The organism is Pseudomonas nitroreducens, assembly GCF_014204515.1.
Taxonomy (GTDB): Bacteria; Pseudomonadota; Gammaproteobacteria; order Pseudomonadales; family Pseudomonadaceae; genus Pseudomonas; species Pseudomonas nitritireducens_A.
In genome coordinates, this window is the sequence record NZ_JACHLI010000001.1 from 128,337 (window position 1) to 145,380 (window position 17,044).

Consider the following 17,044-nt stretch of genomic DNA (forward strand, 5'->3'; position numbering starts at 1 on the left):
ACCTAGTCCCCTGACTGCTGACGCAACCACGCCAGCGTGTTCGATTCGTCGTAGTCATCGACGTGTTGTTCTTCTTCTGGCCCGAACAGCGATCCCTCGCTCAAGGTCACCGTGTTTTCGGGTACGACCGGCTCATTTACCTCGAAAATGCGGCCTTCAATCACACTTGCTTGTTCCATCGGAGTAATCGAAGCTTGTGAAGGCCTCTCCCAGCCCTTTCCTGGGCCTGTCTCAACTTTCTGCGGCTGCGCCACTGCTTTTGCTGTCGATGGCCTCGGTGGCGCTTCTGGAGGCCTTCCTGGCCCTACTTCACGTGCTGACTTCGGCTTCACCTTGCCCCTAAGGTCTTCCAGGCGCCTGAGATCCGGGTTTCGTGCCCGGATGAACGCTTCCTCACCGCCCTCCTGCCTTGCCATAACCCTGAAACCGATCAGGGCCATCTGCGCCAGCTCCATCGATTGCCGGGTGCGCCCTTCGATGCCTTCAAGATGGAGGATCAATTCCAGGTGCAGCGGGTCTTCGTCGTAGAGGTTTACAACCCTCCGGTGTCTCATGCCGCTACGCCACCCATCTTGTATTCCGCGAACTTCAGCATCCCCAGGGCGTTCTCGAAGACAGGGTCTTCGGCCATCACCTGGTTTCTGAACCACCCCTGCAGGTAACGCTCCAGGTACTGGCTGGTGCCGCCCAGGAATGTCACTTGCTCGATGTCATGCGACTTCTGCAGACACGACTTGATCGTCGAGCGGATCTTGTTCACCACAGCCTTGTTTGCCTCTTCGACCAAGGCGCGGACGTCATGGGTCTCACCCCACAGGCGAATCAGACCAGTACGCAGGGCCTCATCGACCTGCTCGTCAGTTACCTCGATGCCTTCGAAGCGGTGGAATAGACGCTCTCGAATGTCCTTTACGATGTTGATCATCCCGATGTCTTCGGTCGTGGAGCGGTCACCGTCGAGCTCCCAGTCACGGATCACGGCGATGTCCAGCGTGCGGCCGCCGATATCGATCAGGGCCATGCGGCGCTTCACGCGCTCCTTGTCGAAGTCCAGCTTTCCTGATGGCTGGCGAACCAGAATCTGGTTTACCCAGGCAGCGATGCCTTCGGACATAACATCGTGCCGGGAAATAATTGGCGGGATATATCCATCAGCGCCGGCAACATCCCCTTTCATGAGGTTTTTGCGCTTCCTGGAAATTACCGCCTTATTTGGCGTATTCCCTATGTAATAACGCTTCAGCGGAAGTCCGGATACACCATGAATTTCAACATTGCTGGGCAGGTCGAACTGGCGCAGTGCGTGGGCCACGATGACCCTGTTCTGAGCGCTGAACGGATACTCGTCGTAAGCCGTGAACTCGGAGGTGCCGATGTCACCGACCGTGAAGGGCCCGTCCTCTGTGTTGTACACCCAGTTGCCGCTGGTGGAGCCGCTGATGGAAATCTTGTTGAAGACACCGCTGGCCGCGCGCGACGGGATGACGAGCCTGGAACCATTCGAGAGTACGATCTTTGTGTCGCGGTGGCCGTCATCAATACCAGCGAACAATACTTGTTTTTGTTCCATTGACAAACTCTCGAATAAATAAGTCAACGGAAAATATAAATCAGCAAGAGTTTGCTTACAATAGAATAACTGCTTGTCGATCTTGTGCTTAGTTATATATTTGGCGTTATTGTGGTTCGCACTTATATTTATCTAGGCATTAAAAAAGGGGCTTTCGCCCCTTCCTTTAGATCTCGTAGACCGAGTCCATCTCTCTGTCCCTGACCTTTGCCGGGAAGACGGCCTGCAGGAACCCCTTGTCGCTCAAAGTGCCCTGGATTCGACTCAGGATCAGGCCCTTGAGCGTATCCACGTCGGGCCCGGTGTAGTTCAAGTTGGACGGCGACGCGATAGGCTGCACCTTCGGAGGCTGGCGGGTGGCCTTGGCTGCCACCAACATGCTCTTGGCCATGTCGTAGCGGCCGGGCTCGTGCAGGTTCTTCAGGGTGAGATCCCAATTCCAGCGCTGGCCCCAGAGCATTTCCTGGCTCAGCATGACGTGCAGTCGCTCAGCTTCGATGCTGCGGTCGAACTTGCCCTTGAGCATCTCGTCCTCGATGCGCTTGAAGAAGCGCGCCATGAGGATTTCCTTGTCCGCCTGCAAGAACACCGACATCATCGGCAGCCCCTTCTGAGCGGCAAACTGGCGCAGGCTCTGCACGCCAATGGGCTCCAGGACGATCACCGGGGACTTGCCCTCGCCCAGGATGCGCTCGATCTCAAACTTAGGAGTGCCGTAGAAGGCGCCGTGCGACTCCACGTATTCGATCAGATGACCCTTGTCCACGAACTGCTTGAAGGCCGGCGCATTGACGAAGTGGTAGTGCACACCGTCGATCTCGCCTTCCCTCGGTTTGCGGGTGGTCATCGTCACTGCCTTGTGGAAGATCTTCTCTTTGAGCAGCTGATCTGCCAGGTGGGTCTTACCACTGGTGCTCATCCCGGACAGCGTGAGAATCATGTCGTTACCCTCTGTGCTCAGAACTGAGCAGAATCTTTGTTTGTGCCGGTAACCGTCGCCAGGAGGTTCTGCATCTCCAGGCGAGTTTGTGAGATCGGCCTTCTCTTGGTCTGAGCAGCTACGCCACGGAACTTGGTGTTCGCCGCCTCCCCTGTCTCAAGGATCGTCTCTTCCATCGCCTGGCGATGGCTTTGCTCTTCCTGCTGACGCTGGGCTTCGGCAGCGCGCACCTTCTTGGCGTGCTCTTCCTGTCTTTGGTTATGCAGGGCGAGATTGGGATCGTGCAAGTTCGACAGCATCAATTGCACGGAAATCATCCCTTTGAACTCGTTGATGCTGAGCTGGAAAACTGCCTCGAAGCTGTCTCCCACGGGCATCTGACCGTCGTCTTTGATGGCCTTGAAGCAAATTGCCCCAAACTGGCGGGCATGAGGGTCATTGGCCAGGGAGACCTTCATGCTCAGATGGTTCTTCATCTCGCCAACCGGACGCTTCTGGTGGACGATGAACTTCCCGTAGAAGGTCGGCTCCTGGAAGTACTGACCCCACGGGCCCAAGTCGCGGATGATCTCAGCGACCTCAAGGGTCAGCCAATCCGGGTCGAAGTCACAGGTATCGACATGCACACTGCCGGCAAGCATCTCAGGCGTCACAACGGCGCCGATCTCGCTGTCGAAGACCCTCTTGAACTCGTCCAGGTGCTTGTACTTGAGGCCAACACCGGCCGCCATGGCGTGCCCGCCAAACTTACCCAGCAGCCCTGGGAACTTCTTGTAGATGTGGTCGAGCACATGCTTGAGATGAACGCCTTCAATCGAGCGCGCGCTGCCCTTGATGTCGCATTCGAGCAGGGCCTGGGTGGCAGCTTCGATCTCTTCTTTCGGGGCACCCCTGAGGACGAGCTTGTCGCGCACTTCGCGTGCTTTCGTGGCCACCTCAGTGTCGGTCATGATGATGTTCGGGCGGTTCGTCATGTCCTTCACACGGGAAGAAACGATGCCCACGACACCAGGGTGGAACGTCTCGTCGAACACGATGATACCGTTGAGGTTCACCAGCTCGTGACGGTCAATGATCAGCATCGCTTCACGAACGTGGTCAGCCTCTGCGTCCTTCCGCTCTTCGTTGAGCTCCTGCAGCCGAGCGGCGTAGTTTGCTGCTTCGTCTGGATCTTCAGTCAGCAGGCAGTTGACCCCAAGGGTCATATCGTCCAGCCGGCCGGCGGCGTTGATACGGGGGCCAATAGCAAAGCCGAAGTCGCTTGCAACAGCCTTTTCAGGATTCTTACCGGCAATCTCGTACAGGGCTTTAAGCCCTGGGCGTGCATGCCCTGCCCTAACTCGCTTGAGGCCGGCGTCGACGAGGACGCGGTTGTTGTAATCCAGGGCCACTACGTCAGCGACCGTGCCCAGGGCGACGAGGTCGAGAAGTCGGCCGATACTGGGCTGCTCCATCTCGAACTCAGTGAAGTAGCCCTTCTCACGAAGGAAGGTGCGAAGCGCCATGATGGTGCTAAATGCCACGCCGCAGCCTGCCATCGACTTGCTTGGGAAGGGGCAGCCGTCCTGGTTCGGGTTCACGATGGTCTTGCACTCAGGCAACAGCCCATTGTCCGCCGGCAGGTGATGGTCGGTGATCAGCAGGTCGCACTTTCGGCCATCTGGATCGTCCTTGTACATCTCAGCAACCGCAGTGGCGCCATCAAAGCTGGCGATACCGCTGTCTACCGTAATGATCAGATCGGGCTCCAGCTCAGCGGCCATGGCCACGATGCCCGGCGTCAGGCCGTAGCCATGGGCCTTACGGTCAGGGATCAGGAACTGGATATCTGTCCTGGTGCCGGCGTAGGACTTCGGGTACATCATCCGCAGCCCTTCAACCATGATGCTTGTGGAGGTAGCACCGTCACAGTCAAAGTCGCCGATGATCACGATCTTGCTGCGGCGCCTGATGTGCACCTCGAGCAGCTCTGTAGCCAGGCGCATATTCATGAGCAGGAAAGGGTCGTGCAGGCGCCTCAAGTCATACTCGATGTCGGTGAGCGACGTGACGCCACGGTTGAGCAGAATCCGGTTGATCAACGGATGCTCGTGTAGCTGCGCTCCTGCGACAGGGGTACGTTCGATGATGGGCTTCTGACTCATGAACTACTCTTCAGATGTCACATTTAACTGATTATTGCACGGGAGCACCCGCCGGGCACCCCTGAGGCTGTACCTCAAATCACGGCTAGATCACCGTGATTTGAGGTACAGACTCCCCCCTCAAAACGAAAACCGCCAGGCAAGCCTGGCGGTTTCCTTGCTGAGGCCTTAGCCAGCCGACACGGCGTTGAGCTTACCGGTGTGGATGGTCGACTTCTCAGTGCTGGTCGCGGCCAATGCACGGAGGTAGTAGGTGGTCTTCAGGCCACGGAACCAAGCCATACGGTATGTCGTGTCCAGCTTCTTGCCGTTCGCCCCTGCGATGTACAGGTTCAGCGACTGAGCCTGGTCGATCCACTTCTGACGGCGCGAGGCGGCATCGATCAGGTACCGCACGTCAACTTCGAAGGCAGTGGCATACAGGTCTTTCAGGTCTTGCGGGATACGCTCGATCTGCTGCACGGAGCCGTCGTAGTACTTCAGGTCGTTGACCATGGCGGTGTCCCACAGACCACGGGACTTCAGGTCATTGACCAGGTACTCGTTGATCACCGTGAACTCACCGGACAGGTTCGATTTCACGAACAGGTTCTGGTAGGTCGGCTCGATGGACTGAGACACGCCGCAGATGTTCGCGATAGTCGCCGTCGGGGCGATGGCCATGATGTTGGAGTTACGAATCCCCTTCTTCACCCGGCCGCGAATGGTCATCCAGTCCTTGGTGGAATGGGTGTCCACTTCGACCCACTTCTTGCCACGGTCGTCGACCATCTTCTTCAGGGAGTCAATCGGCAGAACGCCTTGCGACCACAGGGAGCCATCGAAGGTCTCGTAGGAGCCGCGCTCTTCAGCCAGATCACAGGAGGCCTGGATGGCGAAGTAGCTGATCGCTTCCATCGAGGAGTCAGCGAACTCGACGGCACGGTCAGAGCGATACGGGATGCCCTGCAGGTACAGCGCGTCCTGGAAGCCCATGATGCCCAGGCCGACCGGACGATGCTTGAAGTTCGAGTTCCTGGCAGCATCAACGGCGTAGTAGTTGATGTCGATGACGTTATCGAGCATGCGCACAGCGATGTGTACGGTCTTCTGCAGCTTCTTCTCGTCGAGCTTGCCGTCAACGATGTGGTTGACCAGGTTGATCGAACCCAGGTTGCAGACCGCGATCTCGTCCTTGTTGGTGTTCAGGGTGATCTCGGTGCACAGGTTCGAGCTGTGAACCACGCCAACGTGCTGCTGCGGGCTGCGGATGTTGCACGGATCTTTGAAGGTGAACCACGGGTGACCGGTTTCGAAGATCATCGACAGCATCTTGCGCCACAAGTCTTTGGCCTGGATGACCTTGGACAGCTTGATCTTGCCGGCGGCGGCCAGTTGCTCGTAGTGCTCGTAGCGTTTTTCGAAGGCACTGCCGTACAGGTCGTGCAGATCCGGGACTTCCGACGGGGTGAACAGAGTCCACTTGCCGTCTTCGAAGACACGCTTCATGAACAGGTCGGGAATCCAGTTGGCGGTGTTCATGTCGTGGGTACGACGGCGGTCATCGCCAGTGTTTTTGCGCAGCTCGAGGAATTCCTCGATATCTACGTGCCAGGTTTCCAGGTAGGCACAGACAGCGCCCTTGCGCTTACCACCCTGGTTCACGGCGACGGCGGTGTCGTTCACTACCTTCAGGAAGGGAACCACGCCCTGCGACTTGCCGTTGGTGCCCTTGATGTAGGAGCCCAGGCCGCGCACAGGAGTCCAGTCGTTGCCCAGGCCGCCTGCGAATTTGGACAGCATGGCGTTGTCGTGGATGGCGTGGTAGATGCCTGACAGATCGTCCGGCACGGTGGTCAGGTAGCAGGAGGACAGCTGCGGACGCATGGTGCCGGCGTTGAACAGCGTCGGGGTCGAGGTCATGTAGTCGCGAGACGACAGCAGCTCGTAGAAGCTCAGGGCGCGTTCGGTCGGGTGATCCTCATTAATCGCCAGGCCCATGGCGACACGCATGAAGAAGACTTGCGGACGCTCGTAGCGATTGTCATCGTCGTGGAGGAAGTAGCGGTCGAACAGGGTTTGGATGCCCAGAAGGTCGAACAGGCCGTCGCGATCTTTCTTGATCCCGGCGCCGAGCTTGTTCAAGTCGAAGCGGCCGTCGACCAGTTTCGGGTCGATCTGCTCGATACTCACCCCGTGGTGCAGGGCAGCCTTGAGGTCATCGGCATAGGTGGCGTCGTCCTGCAGTTTCAGGAACGCCCTGGAGCTGAGCTTGAGGCCCTTGGCAATCAGACGCGCTGCCAGGTAGCTGTACTCCGGCTCGCGCTCGATGAGCGGACGAATGGTGATGCTGATCGCCGAGACCAGATCGTCCCATTTCACCTCATCGTAGACGTTCTGCATGGTCGAACGTGCGATCAGGCCGGCGTCGACATTTTTCAGGCCTTTCGTGCAGTCGGACAGATAACCCTTGATCAGTTGCAGGGTGACCGGGTGGTGTTCGCCTAGGGCGTTCACGTAGGTGATCTTCTTCGCCTCGGGCTCGGTACCGCGCAGTTCGCTGCGGCGCTGGCGGTAGATGATGTAGGCACGGCCCACTTTGGGCTCTAGCTTCATCAGGGTCACTTCCACCAGATCCTGGATCTGCTCGACGCCCAGGGATTCGAGGTTGCTGCCTACGCGGCGCACCTCATTGATCACCTCGGCGATGATGCTCTTGACCCGGCTGGAAGTGCGGGCGCTCTCGCCTTCCACTTCGACGAAGGCCTTGGTCACCGCACGGGCGATGTTGTCGTCGTTGAATTCGGTGGTCGCACCGTCCCGCTTAACTACTGTGAGCATGCTCAACCCTTTTGTGTAAGCGCTGCGACCATCGCAGGCGCCCTAAGCCCTGCCCGGAAATCCAGGCGAATCATCTCCGCAATATATCACTAAAGGAGTCTCGCTCAGCAACCGCTCAAACCCTCACTTAAGCCCACGCATTAGGAAGTGAAATGGCTTCCAGACGCCCACTTGAGCATCCTGTGCCCGCTTCTGCGCGGCTTGCAGCTCTGCAGCGCTTGCATGGTCACCGAGGCCGGCGGGAGCGCCGGGAACGGCGAGGCCCTGCTCCAGCACAGTGACCCCAAGGCTCACACCGTTGTGGTCTACGAAGCTGCAGTACGGCACCACTCTGTTGCTGTACGCCCCATAGCAGGTGAACTGATACGTGTGCCCGGCCGCCATGGCATCGATCTTGGCTTCAGACTTACCTGCATAGTCATCATTCATCAGGTCTTTGGAGGTGTCTTCGCCGAGCTGCGGAATCTCCAGGCCGGCAATCCGGATCTGGATGGCCAAGGGATTTTCGCGGTAATTGTTGCTGTGCGAGACGTCCAGGTACTGCTTTACGGCAGCCCTGCCTTGCGTATCTTCTGGGTATGGGAGCACCCAGTACACCAGGTTCCCGGCCGGCGCCAGTACGTCGCCTATGAAGACCAGGGGGTCTTTGAAGGGTTCAGGGTCACCCAAAGGCTCCACCCCAGCCCAAGCAGGTTGGGTGCCGGCGGCTACTGCAATCCCAAGGCATTTCAGGAGGGTTCTCAACTTCACAATAAGTACACCCTGCAAAATCTCTAGTGATATGCTCAAAGTTGTCTGACAGATGATCTTAACAATGAATGATATTACTCCACCAACCCTTAGTGAAGTTACCGACTTCCCCGAGCTGACAGCCGGGCGAGTTGAGTGGGCTTTTGCTATTGATGTGGGGATTGTCGAAGGCTCTTATAGGATCAAACCTCTCCGAGAGATATATACGGATGATCTTCCATCTGTCTCTCTGTTCCACCCTTCCCTGGGCCGGGACGAATGGTTTTCCGCGTGCCTGGACGATGGCCTGCAGCCCCCGGAGCCCGGAAACTACCTGGCCCTGGTTGAGCCTGCGCCAGCTGGCTCCCCTGCAAGCATCCAGGTGAAAGGCGTCCTCCCACTGGTGACCTTTGGGATCAAGGCGTTTGCCTATCAGGCATGTAACTCTCCAAGATTCGCATTCCTTGAAAACCGTAGAATAGACGGATTGAATCGAATCCATGATGTTTATGATATCTACGGCGAGTTGACGTTTTCCGCAATTGTTGATGCTCCTGAAGTTGTGCAGAGAATTCTCAAGCTGCCCGACTGGAAGATGCGGCGTCTGATTAAAGAAGCAACTATCTTGCGCGAGGGGTGGCAGTATATTCGCGTGATGATGCTGAACGGTCTGGACTTTAACGAAGCCGAGCGCTACGTCGATTTTTGCCGGGGCCAAAACGGCGGATTCAGCAACAGTGCCCCCTTCGACTACACCCGGCGTGCGAAGCTCAAGGCTGGTGTGGAGCGGCAGGTGTTTCATGCGGCTGGGGTTTTTGATCGTGCCTATGCAGATCCCGCCGGAACTGTCTCGGACTATCTGGATGCGCTCCTCGGCAAACGAGGGCACGCTGCAGAGTCCTTTGCTTACTGCATCGAGATGGCGTCGACTGCTCTAGACCTCCAGCCTGAGTGGGTTGAAGAGTGCATTCTTGAGCACATTGCCGAAGGCCGCGCCGATCAGCGCCGGCTTTACGGCGAAGACACCGTATCCCTGGGCAAACTGTACGATGTTGATCGACTGATGGCAGAGACCATCGTCAGGCGCTTCGATGACATCACCTATGACATCCCCTTCGAGATGATCGACAACAAGGTTGTGGTCGAAGGGGAGACTCGCGAGCTCGGTGACGAGCAGATGGCTGCGGTCTACCTGGCACTCACCCAGAAGACCTCGATCCTGACTGGGGGCCCCGGCACCGGAAAAACCACGACTGTTGCTGCGATCACCCAGATGATCAGGCGGATTGCCCCAAAGGGCCGCATCCTCATGGCTGCACCCACCGGCAAAGCCGCCAAGCGCATGCAGGACTCCACCGGGATCAAGTGCTATACGCTGCACCGCCTGATGGGGCTATCCCCAAACTCGTCCTCGATGATGAACACCTTCGGCCCCGACGACATCCTGATCATGGATGAACTGGGGATGATGGACTTGCCCCTGGCCGCACGCTGCCTGCACCACTGCCGAGATCGCGGGCGTGTTCTGCTCGTCGGCGACTTCGATCAGCTGGAGTCCATCGAAGCCGGCTCAGTGCTCAAGGACTTGCTGGATTCCCGGTACATTCCTGCGGTCAGGCTTACCACGCCCCACCGCTTTGCCCAGGAAAGCGCAATCATCCAGGGTGTCTACAGCATCCTGAACGGCTACATGCCCAAGTTCGACAGGCCGAACAGCGACCTGCACTTGGTCGAAACCAAGTCCACCCAGGATATCCAATACCAGGTTGGCCAGATCGTTAAGCATGAGATCGAGGTGCGAGGCACCGACCCGCGAGACATTCAGATCATCTCCGCGAACCGGTATTCCGATGCAGGGGTGACCTCGCTCAACCAGTACATCAAGTCGTTCTTCAACCCCACTGCAGGGGAAAACGGCGTTAAGCTCGGGCGCATCCAGTACGACATTGGCGACCGAATCACTTTCCAGACCAACCGGTACGACCTCGATCTGCAAAACGGGGACGTAGGTGTCATCGTTAACTTTGATGAGGCCAACCGCACCGTAGAAATCGACTTCGGCGACCGGCTGCTTAACCTCTCCTTCGACCTTTACCGCGACCTGCTGCACTCCTGGGTAGCTACATGCCACAAGATGCAGGGGTCAGAGGCGCAGGTGGTGATCATCGTGCTCCCTAAGGAGCATGAACACCAGCTGACCCGCCGTTGGCTGTTCACCGCGCTTTCTCGCGCCAAGCGTGACGGCTATGTCGTGGGGTCGAGGCAGACCCTCTACAAGGCGATCCAGAACGTCAAAGAGCACGACAGGAAGAACCACCTGGCATTCCTCATTGCCGAGGGAATTGCTAGTAAAATCAACAACAAACTCTTCCAGGCCCTCGGCAATAGTGGTAATAATCTGGGATTGAATCTCCTCAGGGGCGCCGATAAGGAATCGACAGTCGCACCCGGCTGACGACATGGCGCACAGGGAAGAACTCTACCTGGTCTGGCTATTCCTAGCCGGCCTCCCCCTCATCTACGTCCTGGACTTTGTCTTCAAATGCCTGTTCGGCACCAGAAGGCGGAGGAAGTACCGTCGTGTCCGCAGGAAAGGCATCTCCGCTCTCAAATCGATGAGCTGGCAGGACTTCGAGCACTACTGCGCTGAGTACTTCCTGGAGCAGGGCTACAAGGTCAAAATGATGGGTCTGGGCGGCGCCGATGGCGGGATGGATCTGCTGCTCAAGAAAGGCGGCAAGACTACGCTAGTGCAGTGCAAGCACTGGAAGTCGAAGGTCGGGGTGATGACCGTTCGCGAGATGTACGGGGTGATGTACGCCCATCAGTTTGATGCAGTGGCTATCGTGGCACTGACGGGCTTCACCAAAGACGCTCGATCCTGGGTCGGCAACAAGCCCATCAAGCTCATTGCCGGCCAGGATATCGTTGATAAGCGTTAGCCGAAGGTTGCCCAGGCGCCGATGGCTGCGGCGATCACTGACAGGCCGGACATGACGGCCAGCGCTACCTTCATCTGCGCCTGGTAACGGGTCTCGCTCACCAGATCACCCTGTAGACGCTCCACATCCTGCTTCAGGTTCTTGATGGCGGTCTCCATCTGGCCCTTCAGCTCTTTGTAGCGGCCGGCAGACATGCTGATCTTCATCTGCATCTCTTTGGTCAGGTGAGCATGCTCAGCAACCTGGCCACGCAGCTCCAGAGCTTCAGCATGGTAGGCCTCGGACGCTGCCTTCGCGATGTTCAGTCGCTCCTGCAGCACAACGAAGTCGCTGGCGTTGAGGCGCTTCTCCATCAGTTCGGCGACCTTGGCTTCCATCGAGGCCATTTCTCGGCGGCTGTTGTCGAGTTGCGACTCCAGGTGCGTATTGGCCTCGCGCAGCTCCTGCTCGGTCATCTTAGATCGATCCAGCTGCAGGTTCAGCACGCCGATCTGGTCGCGCAGGCTCTGCTCTACCGTTTGAAGACTGACAACACGGGCTTCGGCGTCCTTGAGCTTGGTGGCGTCGACCAGCTCGCCACTGGCGATCCTGCCCTTGAGGGCTTCCACCTCAGCTCTGGCCAAGGCTGTTTCACCCTTGGCGCTCTCGACCTGGCGCAGCAATTCTACGCGCACCGCCGCTACAGCATTGGCGATGCTGGCGTCCTGCTCGGCCCGTACAGCCTGGATCTTGCGGCTGGTTTCGCTCTCTTGGCTCTCCATGCGCAGCGCCATCTCGTGCGTCATGGTCTGGATGCGGTTGGTGCACTCATCTCGCACCTGCTTGAGCTCAGTGCCCAACGTGACCACCTTCTGGGTCTCGTCGGCCAGCTCACGCATCAGGCCGCGAACACGCGCATCACTTTCGGCGCGGCTGGCGGCATGCTCACGATCCTGCTCGCTGATGCGTCCTTTTAGGATCTTTTGCACGGTCATGTTGAATTCAGCGGCCGTCTCCGGCAGGCGGCCCAACACGGATGCACAATCGGCAACCTGGTTGTTGATCTCCTGATAGGTCAGGTTGGACGGGAGCTGGTAGCGCGTAAAGGCGACCTGTGCAGACGCCTTTTCGAGGAAATTGTTCCAGTCCATGCCCAGGCCACCGTCGGCTTCAGGCATAGTCACCAGGGCCTGGATGGTCTTGTGGCCGGCGGAGGCGGCGATGCTGCCTTCCTTGGTGGTAGCGCCTTCGGCGAGGATCGACTGAGTGGGAGCGAGGTCGCAAAGCTTGAGCACTTGCGTGACCTGCATGTCCCACGACATCATCTTGAGCATGTTCTGCGCGGCGACGATCTCGCTGCGCACCGAGGCGCTCTGACGGTGGTCGGCAATTTGGATAACCGTGTTTTCAGCAGCTTCTGGCATGTCGTGGACTCTCTCGGAAGTTCCGGGATTCTCTATTTGGATTTGCCATTCTAGTCAATAAAGGCAATAAAGTGATAGATCCCAAAGACGGACTTCGGATAACTCTCAAGAAATACTTTGGCTTTGACGAATTGCGGCCAGGCCAAGTGCCCATCGTCGACTCGGTGCTCAACGGTCGCGATATCCTGGCGATCTTGAAGACATCTGGGGGCAAAAGCCTCTGCTACCAGTTGCCGGCGATTCATCTTGGCGGAACCACGATTGTTATCAGTCCGCTCATTTCTTTGATGAAAGACCAAGTTGAAGCCCTCGATAAAAAGGGGATTTCAGCAACATTTGCCAACTCGTCAATTCCTGCCGGAGAAATGAGACTTCGGTATGAGGGACTTTCCAAAGGGAAGTACACCCTCTTTTACATTTCCCCAGAGCGGATGAAAGACCCAGAGTTCCTCGGGGCTCTGATCCGGTCACCTGTTCGCGTCTTCGCAGTGGACGAAGCTCACTGCGCCTCCCAATGGGGTCACAACTTCCGCCCTGCCTATGCCAAGGTCGGTGAGTACCTGGACGAGATCGAGGACTACCTGCAGCGTCCGATCCAGCGCCTGGCGTTCACGGCGACCGCCAACAGCAAGGTGCAGGAAGACATCGTGCGAATGCTGCGCCTCAAGGCCCCTGAGGTGCACATCCAGGACTTCGACCGGGACAACATCACCTATTCGGTCATCCCTTGCGCCAACACCAACCGCTCGGACGATGTCTTGCGATTGGTAATGGAACACCCCGAAGACTGCATCATCGTCTACTGCGTGACGGTCAAAGAGGTGGAGAAGGTCTGCCACTACCTGCAGGATTTCGGGGTTCAAGCGAACCGTTACCACGGAAAGCTCCCCACCGACGAAAAGAACCAGATCCAGGAAGACTTCCTCAACGACAAGATTCGCGTCCTGGTGGCCACCAGCGCCTTTGGAATGGGTGTCGACAAACCCAACGTGCGCTTGGTAATTCACCCCCAGATGCCGGGCTCAGTCGAGGCGTACTCCCAGGAGTCGGGCCGCGCTGGACGTGATGGACTGCCGGCGAAAGCCATCCTGCTCTATCACCCGAATGACCGATCCATCCACGCTTACTTCATCGGGGTGACCAACCCCAATGGCGCCAAGATCGAGCCCATCAAGCGGGTTATTGGAAAGATCCTGGTGAATGGGCCCGCGCCACTGAGCTTCAAGCACATCAGCCTGCAGGCCAGCCGGCAGCAGTCGATCATCAACTCCGTCCTGGAGGGCCTCAACAGCTCCCAGAGCGACATCAAGATGGTCGACGTCCAGGCCACCGTTGGCATGCTTGTGAACCAGGGTGAACTGGAGGTCTTCGAGGGGGTGTACACCCTCGCCAATTGGCAGGATGACTCCGACTACTACTGGATCGAGGAAGTACGCAAGAACGACTGGAGCAAGCTCAGTGCCATGTGCAACTGGTGCGAGACTAACCTCTGCCGGCGCTGGACGATGCTCCGCTACTTCGACGAGCGTAAACCCATCTACCGCTGTGGCATGTGTGACAACTGCCAGCGGGAATCACTCTCTCAGCTCGCAATAGGGCCGCTAGAGAAGACGGTACGCACCAGCACCCTGATCAACCTCGCAAAGAACCTGCAGCCTCTGGTGGGCGCTGAGGGCAGCCGCTGGCTGCACGTATTGCTGGGGACACTCTCTCCCGACGAGCTCACGCCAGGAGAGCAGGAAGTGTTCGGACGATTCGCCTGGAACGCTGTCTCAGACATTCGCCGTTGGCGGGACATGCTGGTCGAGCGGGAGATCCTCACCCAGGACAACGCCCTCACCGAGCAAGGGCACCTCTGGATTGACGGCAAACTGGTGATCGAGCCACGTTCTGTACCTCAGATCACGGTTGAAACAGGCCGCATCGTTTCAATCCAGGAGGTTGAGCAACGCATGAAGGTGCTCAAGGCCTGGCGTAAAGCAACCGCTTACCGCGAAGACTGCGCCGAGATCCAGATTTGCTCCGAAGCCCAGCTCAAGAAGATCGTCGTTCTGGACGATGTTACGGAGTCCAGCCTGACCGGCGCCGGGTTTAACCCTTCTTGGCTCCGAAAGTATGCTGGAGGGGTGACCTTAGCCATCAGCAAAATTCCGAAGGCCGAAGATGTATCAGCGTAAGTTCGCAACCATGGTTGGCTCCCGCGAGACCCCTAATACGCCGGACTATCCCATCGGCACTCTTCTAGGGCGCGCGGCCCATAAGCTTTTGTACGAGCGTGGCTATGACCTAGGTAGTGGGGGCGCCCCTGGGGCTGACATGGAGGCTCAAAAGGCCCTTGGGGATGACGATGCTATCCGTCAACTCATTGAGGATCATCGATTCGATCTGATACTCCCGTACAAAGGGTTCAACGGGAACAAGCATGGCCTGCTAGTTACCGATCCGCTCATCCGAAACCGTTGTCGCCAGATCCTCATCGAGCAGGTTTACTCAAGGCTCGGGTCAGTCCCTCGGTTCATCTCGCTGAGCGATTCGCAGATTGGCGACGGCCCCGGTCAGGTGAAGCTAACCGGCAAGGAATCTTTCACACGAGAGGCATTCATCCGCAACGTGTGCCAGGTTCTCCGACGCGATCTGGAAGGGATGACTGACTTCGTTATCTGCTGGACACCTGACGGCTGTATCGACTTCTCCGGGTACAAGCAAGGGGTAACTGGCGGCACCGGTATCGCCATCCTGCTCGCGGCCAGCTACAACCGCCCCGTATTCAACTTGGAACGCGATGACCACCGTAGGCGTATCTGCGACTTCGTCGGGATGGATTACTTCGAGCGGCCGAAAGCTGCCCCAGAGCCTGGGGACACTCAGATCGGACTCGGATTCTAGGCTGCCGGGGACAGGCCTCTGCCGGCTTCCACAGAGGCCATACGCACCCCGCCCTCTTCGCTCACCAGGCGCACTGGAAACTCCACGGAGATCGCGTCCAGGCCCTGCAGCTTCCACACGTCTCCGGCCTGATCCACGACCCTCTCACCAGGGATTACTTCATGCGGAAGGTTCAGCGCATCTCGATTGGCAAACCACTGCTGAGCCCAGATGCTTTCCTGATCAGATGCGTAGAGGGAGATGCGCAGGTGCAACGCGCCCCCTGCAATCGCGCCTGTGACGTCGCCGTGCTTCAGCCCTAGCTCACTGACCAATCGCTCGATCTCTGCAGGAATTCGCCTTGCAGCGTCCTGGAGAGCCTTCTGTGCGCCCTCTTCCAACTCAATCATGAACTCGCCCTGTCTCGACGCGATCCGTATAGGCCCCGTCTGGGCCGACGAAATCAACGAGCCTGGCCTTCCAGTAGGCACTTTGCGCATACGGGGGCAGACACTGGCTGAACGGTAGGCCGGTGGTTTCACGTAGCCGGACACGCTGAGTGCTGCTGAGCTCGTAGTAGTACGAGGAAGGCCCCTTGCCCATCTTGCATACCAGGATGGGCTTTCCATCCGGGCCGGCCGGGGGCAGACCCTTCAGCATCCGTGCGGATGAGGTGTGGACGTCAGAATTCGCCGGCAGGCCGGCAACGACCACATACCCGTTGTTCATGATCGCCTTGGGGAGGCTGTAACTGGCAGCAACAGGTCGGTCGAGGTTGAACAGACCATCCTGGGGAACTACCGCACCATTGATGGCGCTCCGGGCGAACTGAGGCTGGAAAACGATGTAGTGATCAGCCATTTCGATAAGATTCGTCCCTGCCCTTGCCCAGGCCTGGAGATCATTACCGGCTGATTCTTTGTTACTCCACTCGGAGAACACCGAAGGGGAAGCCCCCACGTTGGGGTCGAGCCTTTTCTGCAAAATTGCAAGAGAGCTCCTGTCGGTTGGCCTGGCGACGAACTCCTCCAGGGCAGACTTGAATACGGGGTTGGCAACCGCCGATGTCGAGATCGAAACCAAGATGAGCGCCAGCACGCTCAGAGGCTTTCTCACTTCTTCTTCGCCTCCTGCTGCTGCTCGTCAATGTCCACCTGGCTCGTAACCCGGTGAAGACTGCGATACAGGCGCATCATATTGTCGAATATGATCTTCTCCTGGATCACGTAGATCTTCTTCCCGTCATCAACCGCAACGCTGTGCTTTCCGATGATGATGACTTCCTGAATGTCCTTGAGCTTGATGGCTTCGTTGAAGCTACGCACAGGAAGGTCAGGGAAGCTGCTGGAGAGATGTGTTGCGGCCGGCAAGCGCGCTAGCGCCGAGCTCTTGCCGAGGCGAGCCTTGGTCTTGCCCGGTAGCCAAGACAGGTAGGCTTGGAACAGATGGCCGCCAGCCGGCCCTACCCCCAGGTAGTGCACGTCACCGCGCGATTCATCAACCTCGATGAATGCCATCTTGATCTTGTTTAGGCTTGTCTCAATGTCCTCATAGACCAGGCCTTCAACTTCCATCGGAAGTGTCATTGGAATTCTCCGAACGGCCCGGCAACTAAAAAGCCAAGCGTGAAC

General features: G+C 57.9%; 13 protein-coding genes and 1 pseudogene. 4 read left to right on the plus strand and 10 right to left on the minus strand.

All coding sequences use genetic code 11. From position 1 onward, the window contains the following. Window positions 1–2 precede the first annotated feature (2 nt). The 6 genes and pseudogenes from HNP46_RS00780 to HNP46_RS00805 form a co-directional block, all read right to left on the minus strand. Window positions 3–554, minus strand: a complete 552-nt coding sequence (locus tag HNP46_RS00780) for a hypothetical protein (RefSeq protein ID WP_184585599.1) — start codon at window positions 552–554, stop codon at window positions 3–5. Further along, window positions 551–1,570, minus strand: a complete 1,020-nt coding sequence (gene parM / locus HNP46_RS00785) for a ParM/StbA family protein (RefSeq protein WP_184585600.1) — start codon at window positions 1,568–1,570, stop codon at window positions 551–553. Before parM ends, HNP46_RS00780 begins: the two co-directional genes overlap by 4 nt. A gap of 166 nt (window positions 1,571–1,736) precedes the next feature. Beyond that, window positions 1,737–2,510: a guanylate kinase gene (locus HNP46_RS00790; protein ID WP_184585601.1), complete on the minus strand. Its 774-nt coding sequence runs from the start codon at window positions 2,508–2,510 to the stop codon at window positions 1,737–1,739. Between the two features lie 17 nt (window positions 2,511–2,527). Next, entirely contained in the window at window positions 2,528–4,654 is a 2,127-nt protein-coding gene (locus HNP46_RS00795; RefSeq protein WP_184585602.1) for a single-stranded-DNA-specific exonuclease RecJ, read from the minus strand. A gap of 171 nt (window positions 4,655–4,825) precedes the next feature. Further along, window positions 4,826–7,471: pseudogene (locus HNP46_RS00800) on the minus strand (ribonucleoside-diphosphate reductase subunit alpha); the annotation flags it as partial. 126 nt (window positions 7,472–7,597) lie between these two features. Continuing rightward, the gene (locus HNP46_RS00805) at window positions 7,598–8,224 is read right to left on the minus strand and encodes a hypothetical protein (protein ID WP_184585604.1); all 627 of its coding nucleotides are present in this window, start codon (window positions 8,222–8,224) and stop codon (window positions 7,598–7,600) included. Window positions 8,225–8,288: 64 nt separating this feature from the next. Between HNP46_RS00805 and HNP46_RS00810 the strand changes: the two genes are divergently transcribed. Together HNP46_RS00810 and HNP46_RS00815 are read left to right on the plus strand one after the other, a co-directional pair. Next, window positions 8,289–10,658, plus strand: a complete 2,370-nt coding sequence (locus tag HNP46_RS00810; protein ID WP_184585605.1) for an ATP-dependent DNA helicase — start codon at window positions 8,289–8,291, stop codon at window positions 10,656–10,658. A gap of 4 nt (window positions 10,659–10,662) precedes the next feature. After that, window positions 10,663–11,145, plus strand: coding sequence for a restriction endonuclease (locus HNP46_RS00815; RefSeq protein ID WP_184585606.1), 483 nt, complete (start codon window positions 10,663–10,665; stop codon window positions 11,143–11,145). Here the strand turns inward: HNP46_RS00815 and HNP46_RS00820 are convergent. Beyond that, the gene (locus tag HNP46_RS00820) at window positions 11,142–12,548 is read right to left on the minus strand and encodes a hypothetical protein (protein WP_184585607.1); all 1,407 of its coding nucleotides are present in this window, start codon (window positions 12,546–12,548) and stop codon (window positions 11,142–11,144) included. The genes HNP46_RS00815 and HNP46_RS00820 overlap by 4 nt on opposite strands. 71 nt (window positions 12,549–12,619) lie before the next feature. Between HNP46_RS00820 and HNP46_RS00825 the strand changes: the two genes are divergently transcribed. Both HNP46_RS00825 and HNP46_RS00830 read left to right on the plus strand, forming a co-directional pair. After that, window positions 12,620–14,725 carry a RecQ family ATP-dependent DNA helicase gene (locus tag HNP46_RS00825; protein ID WP_184585608.1) on the plus strand — a complete coding sequence of 702 codons (2,106 nt, stop codon included), beginning with the start codon at window positions 12,620–12,622 and terminating at the stop codon, window positions 14,723–14,725. Next, the gene (locus HNP46_RS00830) at window positions 14,712–15,434 is read left to right on the plus strand and encodes a hypothetical protein (protein WP_184585609.1); all 723 of its coding nucleotides are present in this window, start codon (window positions 14,712–14,714) and stop codon (window positions 15,432–15,434) included. Before HNP46_RS00825 ends, HNP46_RS00830 begins: the two co-directional genes overlap by 14 nt. Here HNP46_RS00830 and HNP46_RS00835 read toward each other — a convergent pair. Genes HNP46_RS00835 through HNP46_RS00845 form a run of 3 tightly spaced genes read right to left on the minus strand, consistent with a single transcriptional unit; the run spans window position 15,431 to window position 16,999 of the window. Beyond that, entirely contained in the window at window positions 15,431–15,823 is a 393-nt protein-coding gene (locus HNP46_RS00835) for a hypothetical protein (protein WP_184585610.1), read from the minus strand. The genes HNP46_RS00830 and HNP46_RS00835 overlap by 4 nt on opposite strands. Beyond that, on the minus strand, window positions 15,816–16,529 hold the full coding sequence (locus HNP46_RS00840) for a hypothetical protein (RefSeq protein ID WP_184585611.1): 714 nt from the start codon (window positions 16,527–16,529) through the stop codon (window positions 15,816–15,818). The genes HNP46_RS00835 and HNP46_RS00840 overlap by 8 nt, the downstream gene beginning before the upstream one ends. Then, a complete protein-coding gene (locus HNP46_RS00845) occupies window positions 16,526–16,999 on the minus strand; it encodes a hypothetical protein (RefSeq protein WP_184585612.1) in 474 nt (157 codons plus the stop codon). The genes HNP46_RS00840 and HNP46_RS00845 overlap by 4 nt, the downstream gene beginning before the upstream one ends. Window positions 17,000–17,044 lie beyond the last annotated feature (45 nt).

What these genes read in the sequence shown, in the direction of transcription:
- HNP46_RS00835 (WP_184585610.1), bottom strand. Translation starts at nt 15,823, where the DNA reads ATGATTGAGTTGGAAGAGGGCGCACAGAAGGCTCTCCAGGACGCTGCA.
- HNP46_RS00830 (WP_184585609.1), top strand. Translation starts at nt 14,712, where the DNA reads ATGTATCAGCGTAAGTTCGCAACCATGGTTGGCTCCCGCGAGACCCCT.
- HNP46_RS00820 (WP_184585607.1), bottom strand. Translation starts at nt 12,548, where the DNA reads ATGCCAGAAGCTGCTGAAAACACGGTTATCCAAATTGCCGACCACCGT.
- HNP46_RS00810 (WP_184585605.1), top strand. Translation starts at nt 8,289, where the DNA reads ATGAATGATATTACTCCACCAACCCTTAGTGAAGTTACCGACTTCCCC.
- HNP46_RS00815 (WP_184585606.1), top strand. Translation starts at nt 10,663, where the DNA reads ATGGCGCACAGGGAAGAACTCTACCTGGTCTGGCTATTCCTAGCCGGC.
- HNP46_RS00790 (WP_184585601.1), bottom strand. Translation starts at nt 2,510, where the DNA reads ATGATTCTCACGCTGTCCGGGATGAGCACCAGTGGTAAGACCCACCTG.
- HNP46_RS00845 (WP_184585612.1), bottom strand. Translation starts at nt 16,999, where the DNA reads ATGACACTTCCGATGGAAGTTGAAGGCCTGGTCTATGAGGACATTGAG.
- HNP46_RS00780 (WP_184585599.1), bottom strand. Translation starts at nt 554, where the DNA reads ATGAGACACCGGAGGGTTGTAAACCTCTACGACGAAGACCCGCTGCAC.
- HNP46_RS00795 (WP_184585602.1), bottom strand. Translation starts at nt 4,654, where the DNA reads ATGAGTCAGAAGCCCATCATCGAACGTACCCCTGTCGCAGGAGCGCAG.
- parM (WP_184585600.1), bottom strand. Translation starts at nt 1,570, where the DNA reads ATGGAACAAAAACAAGTATTGTTCGCTGGTATTGATGACGGCCACCGC.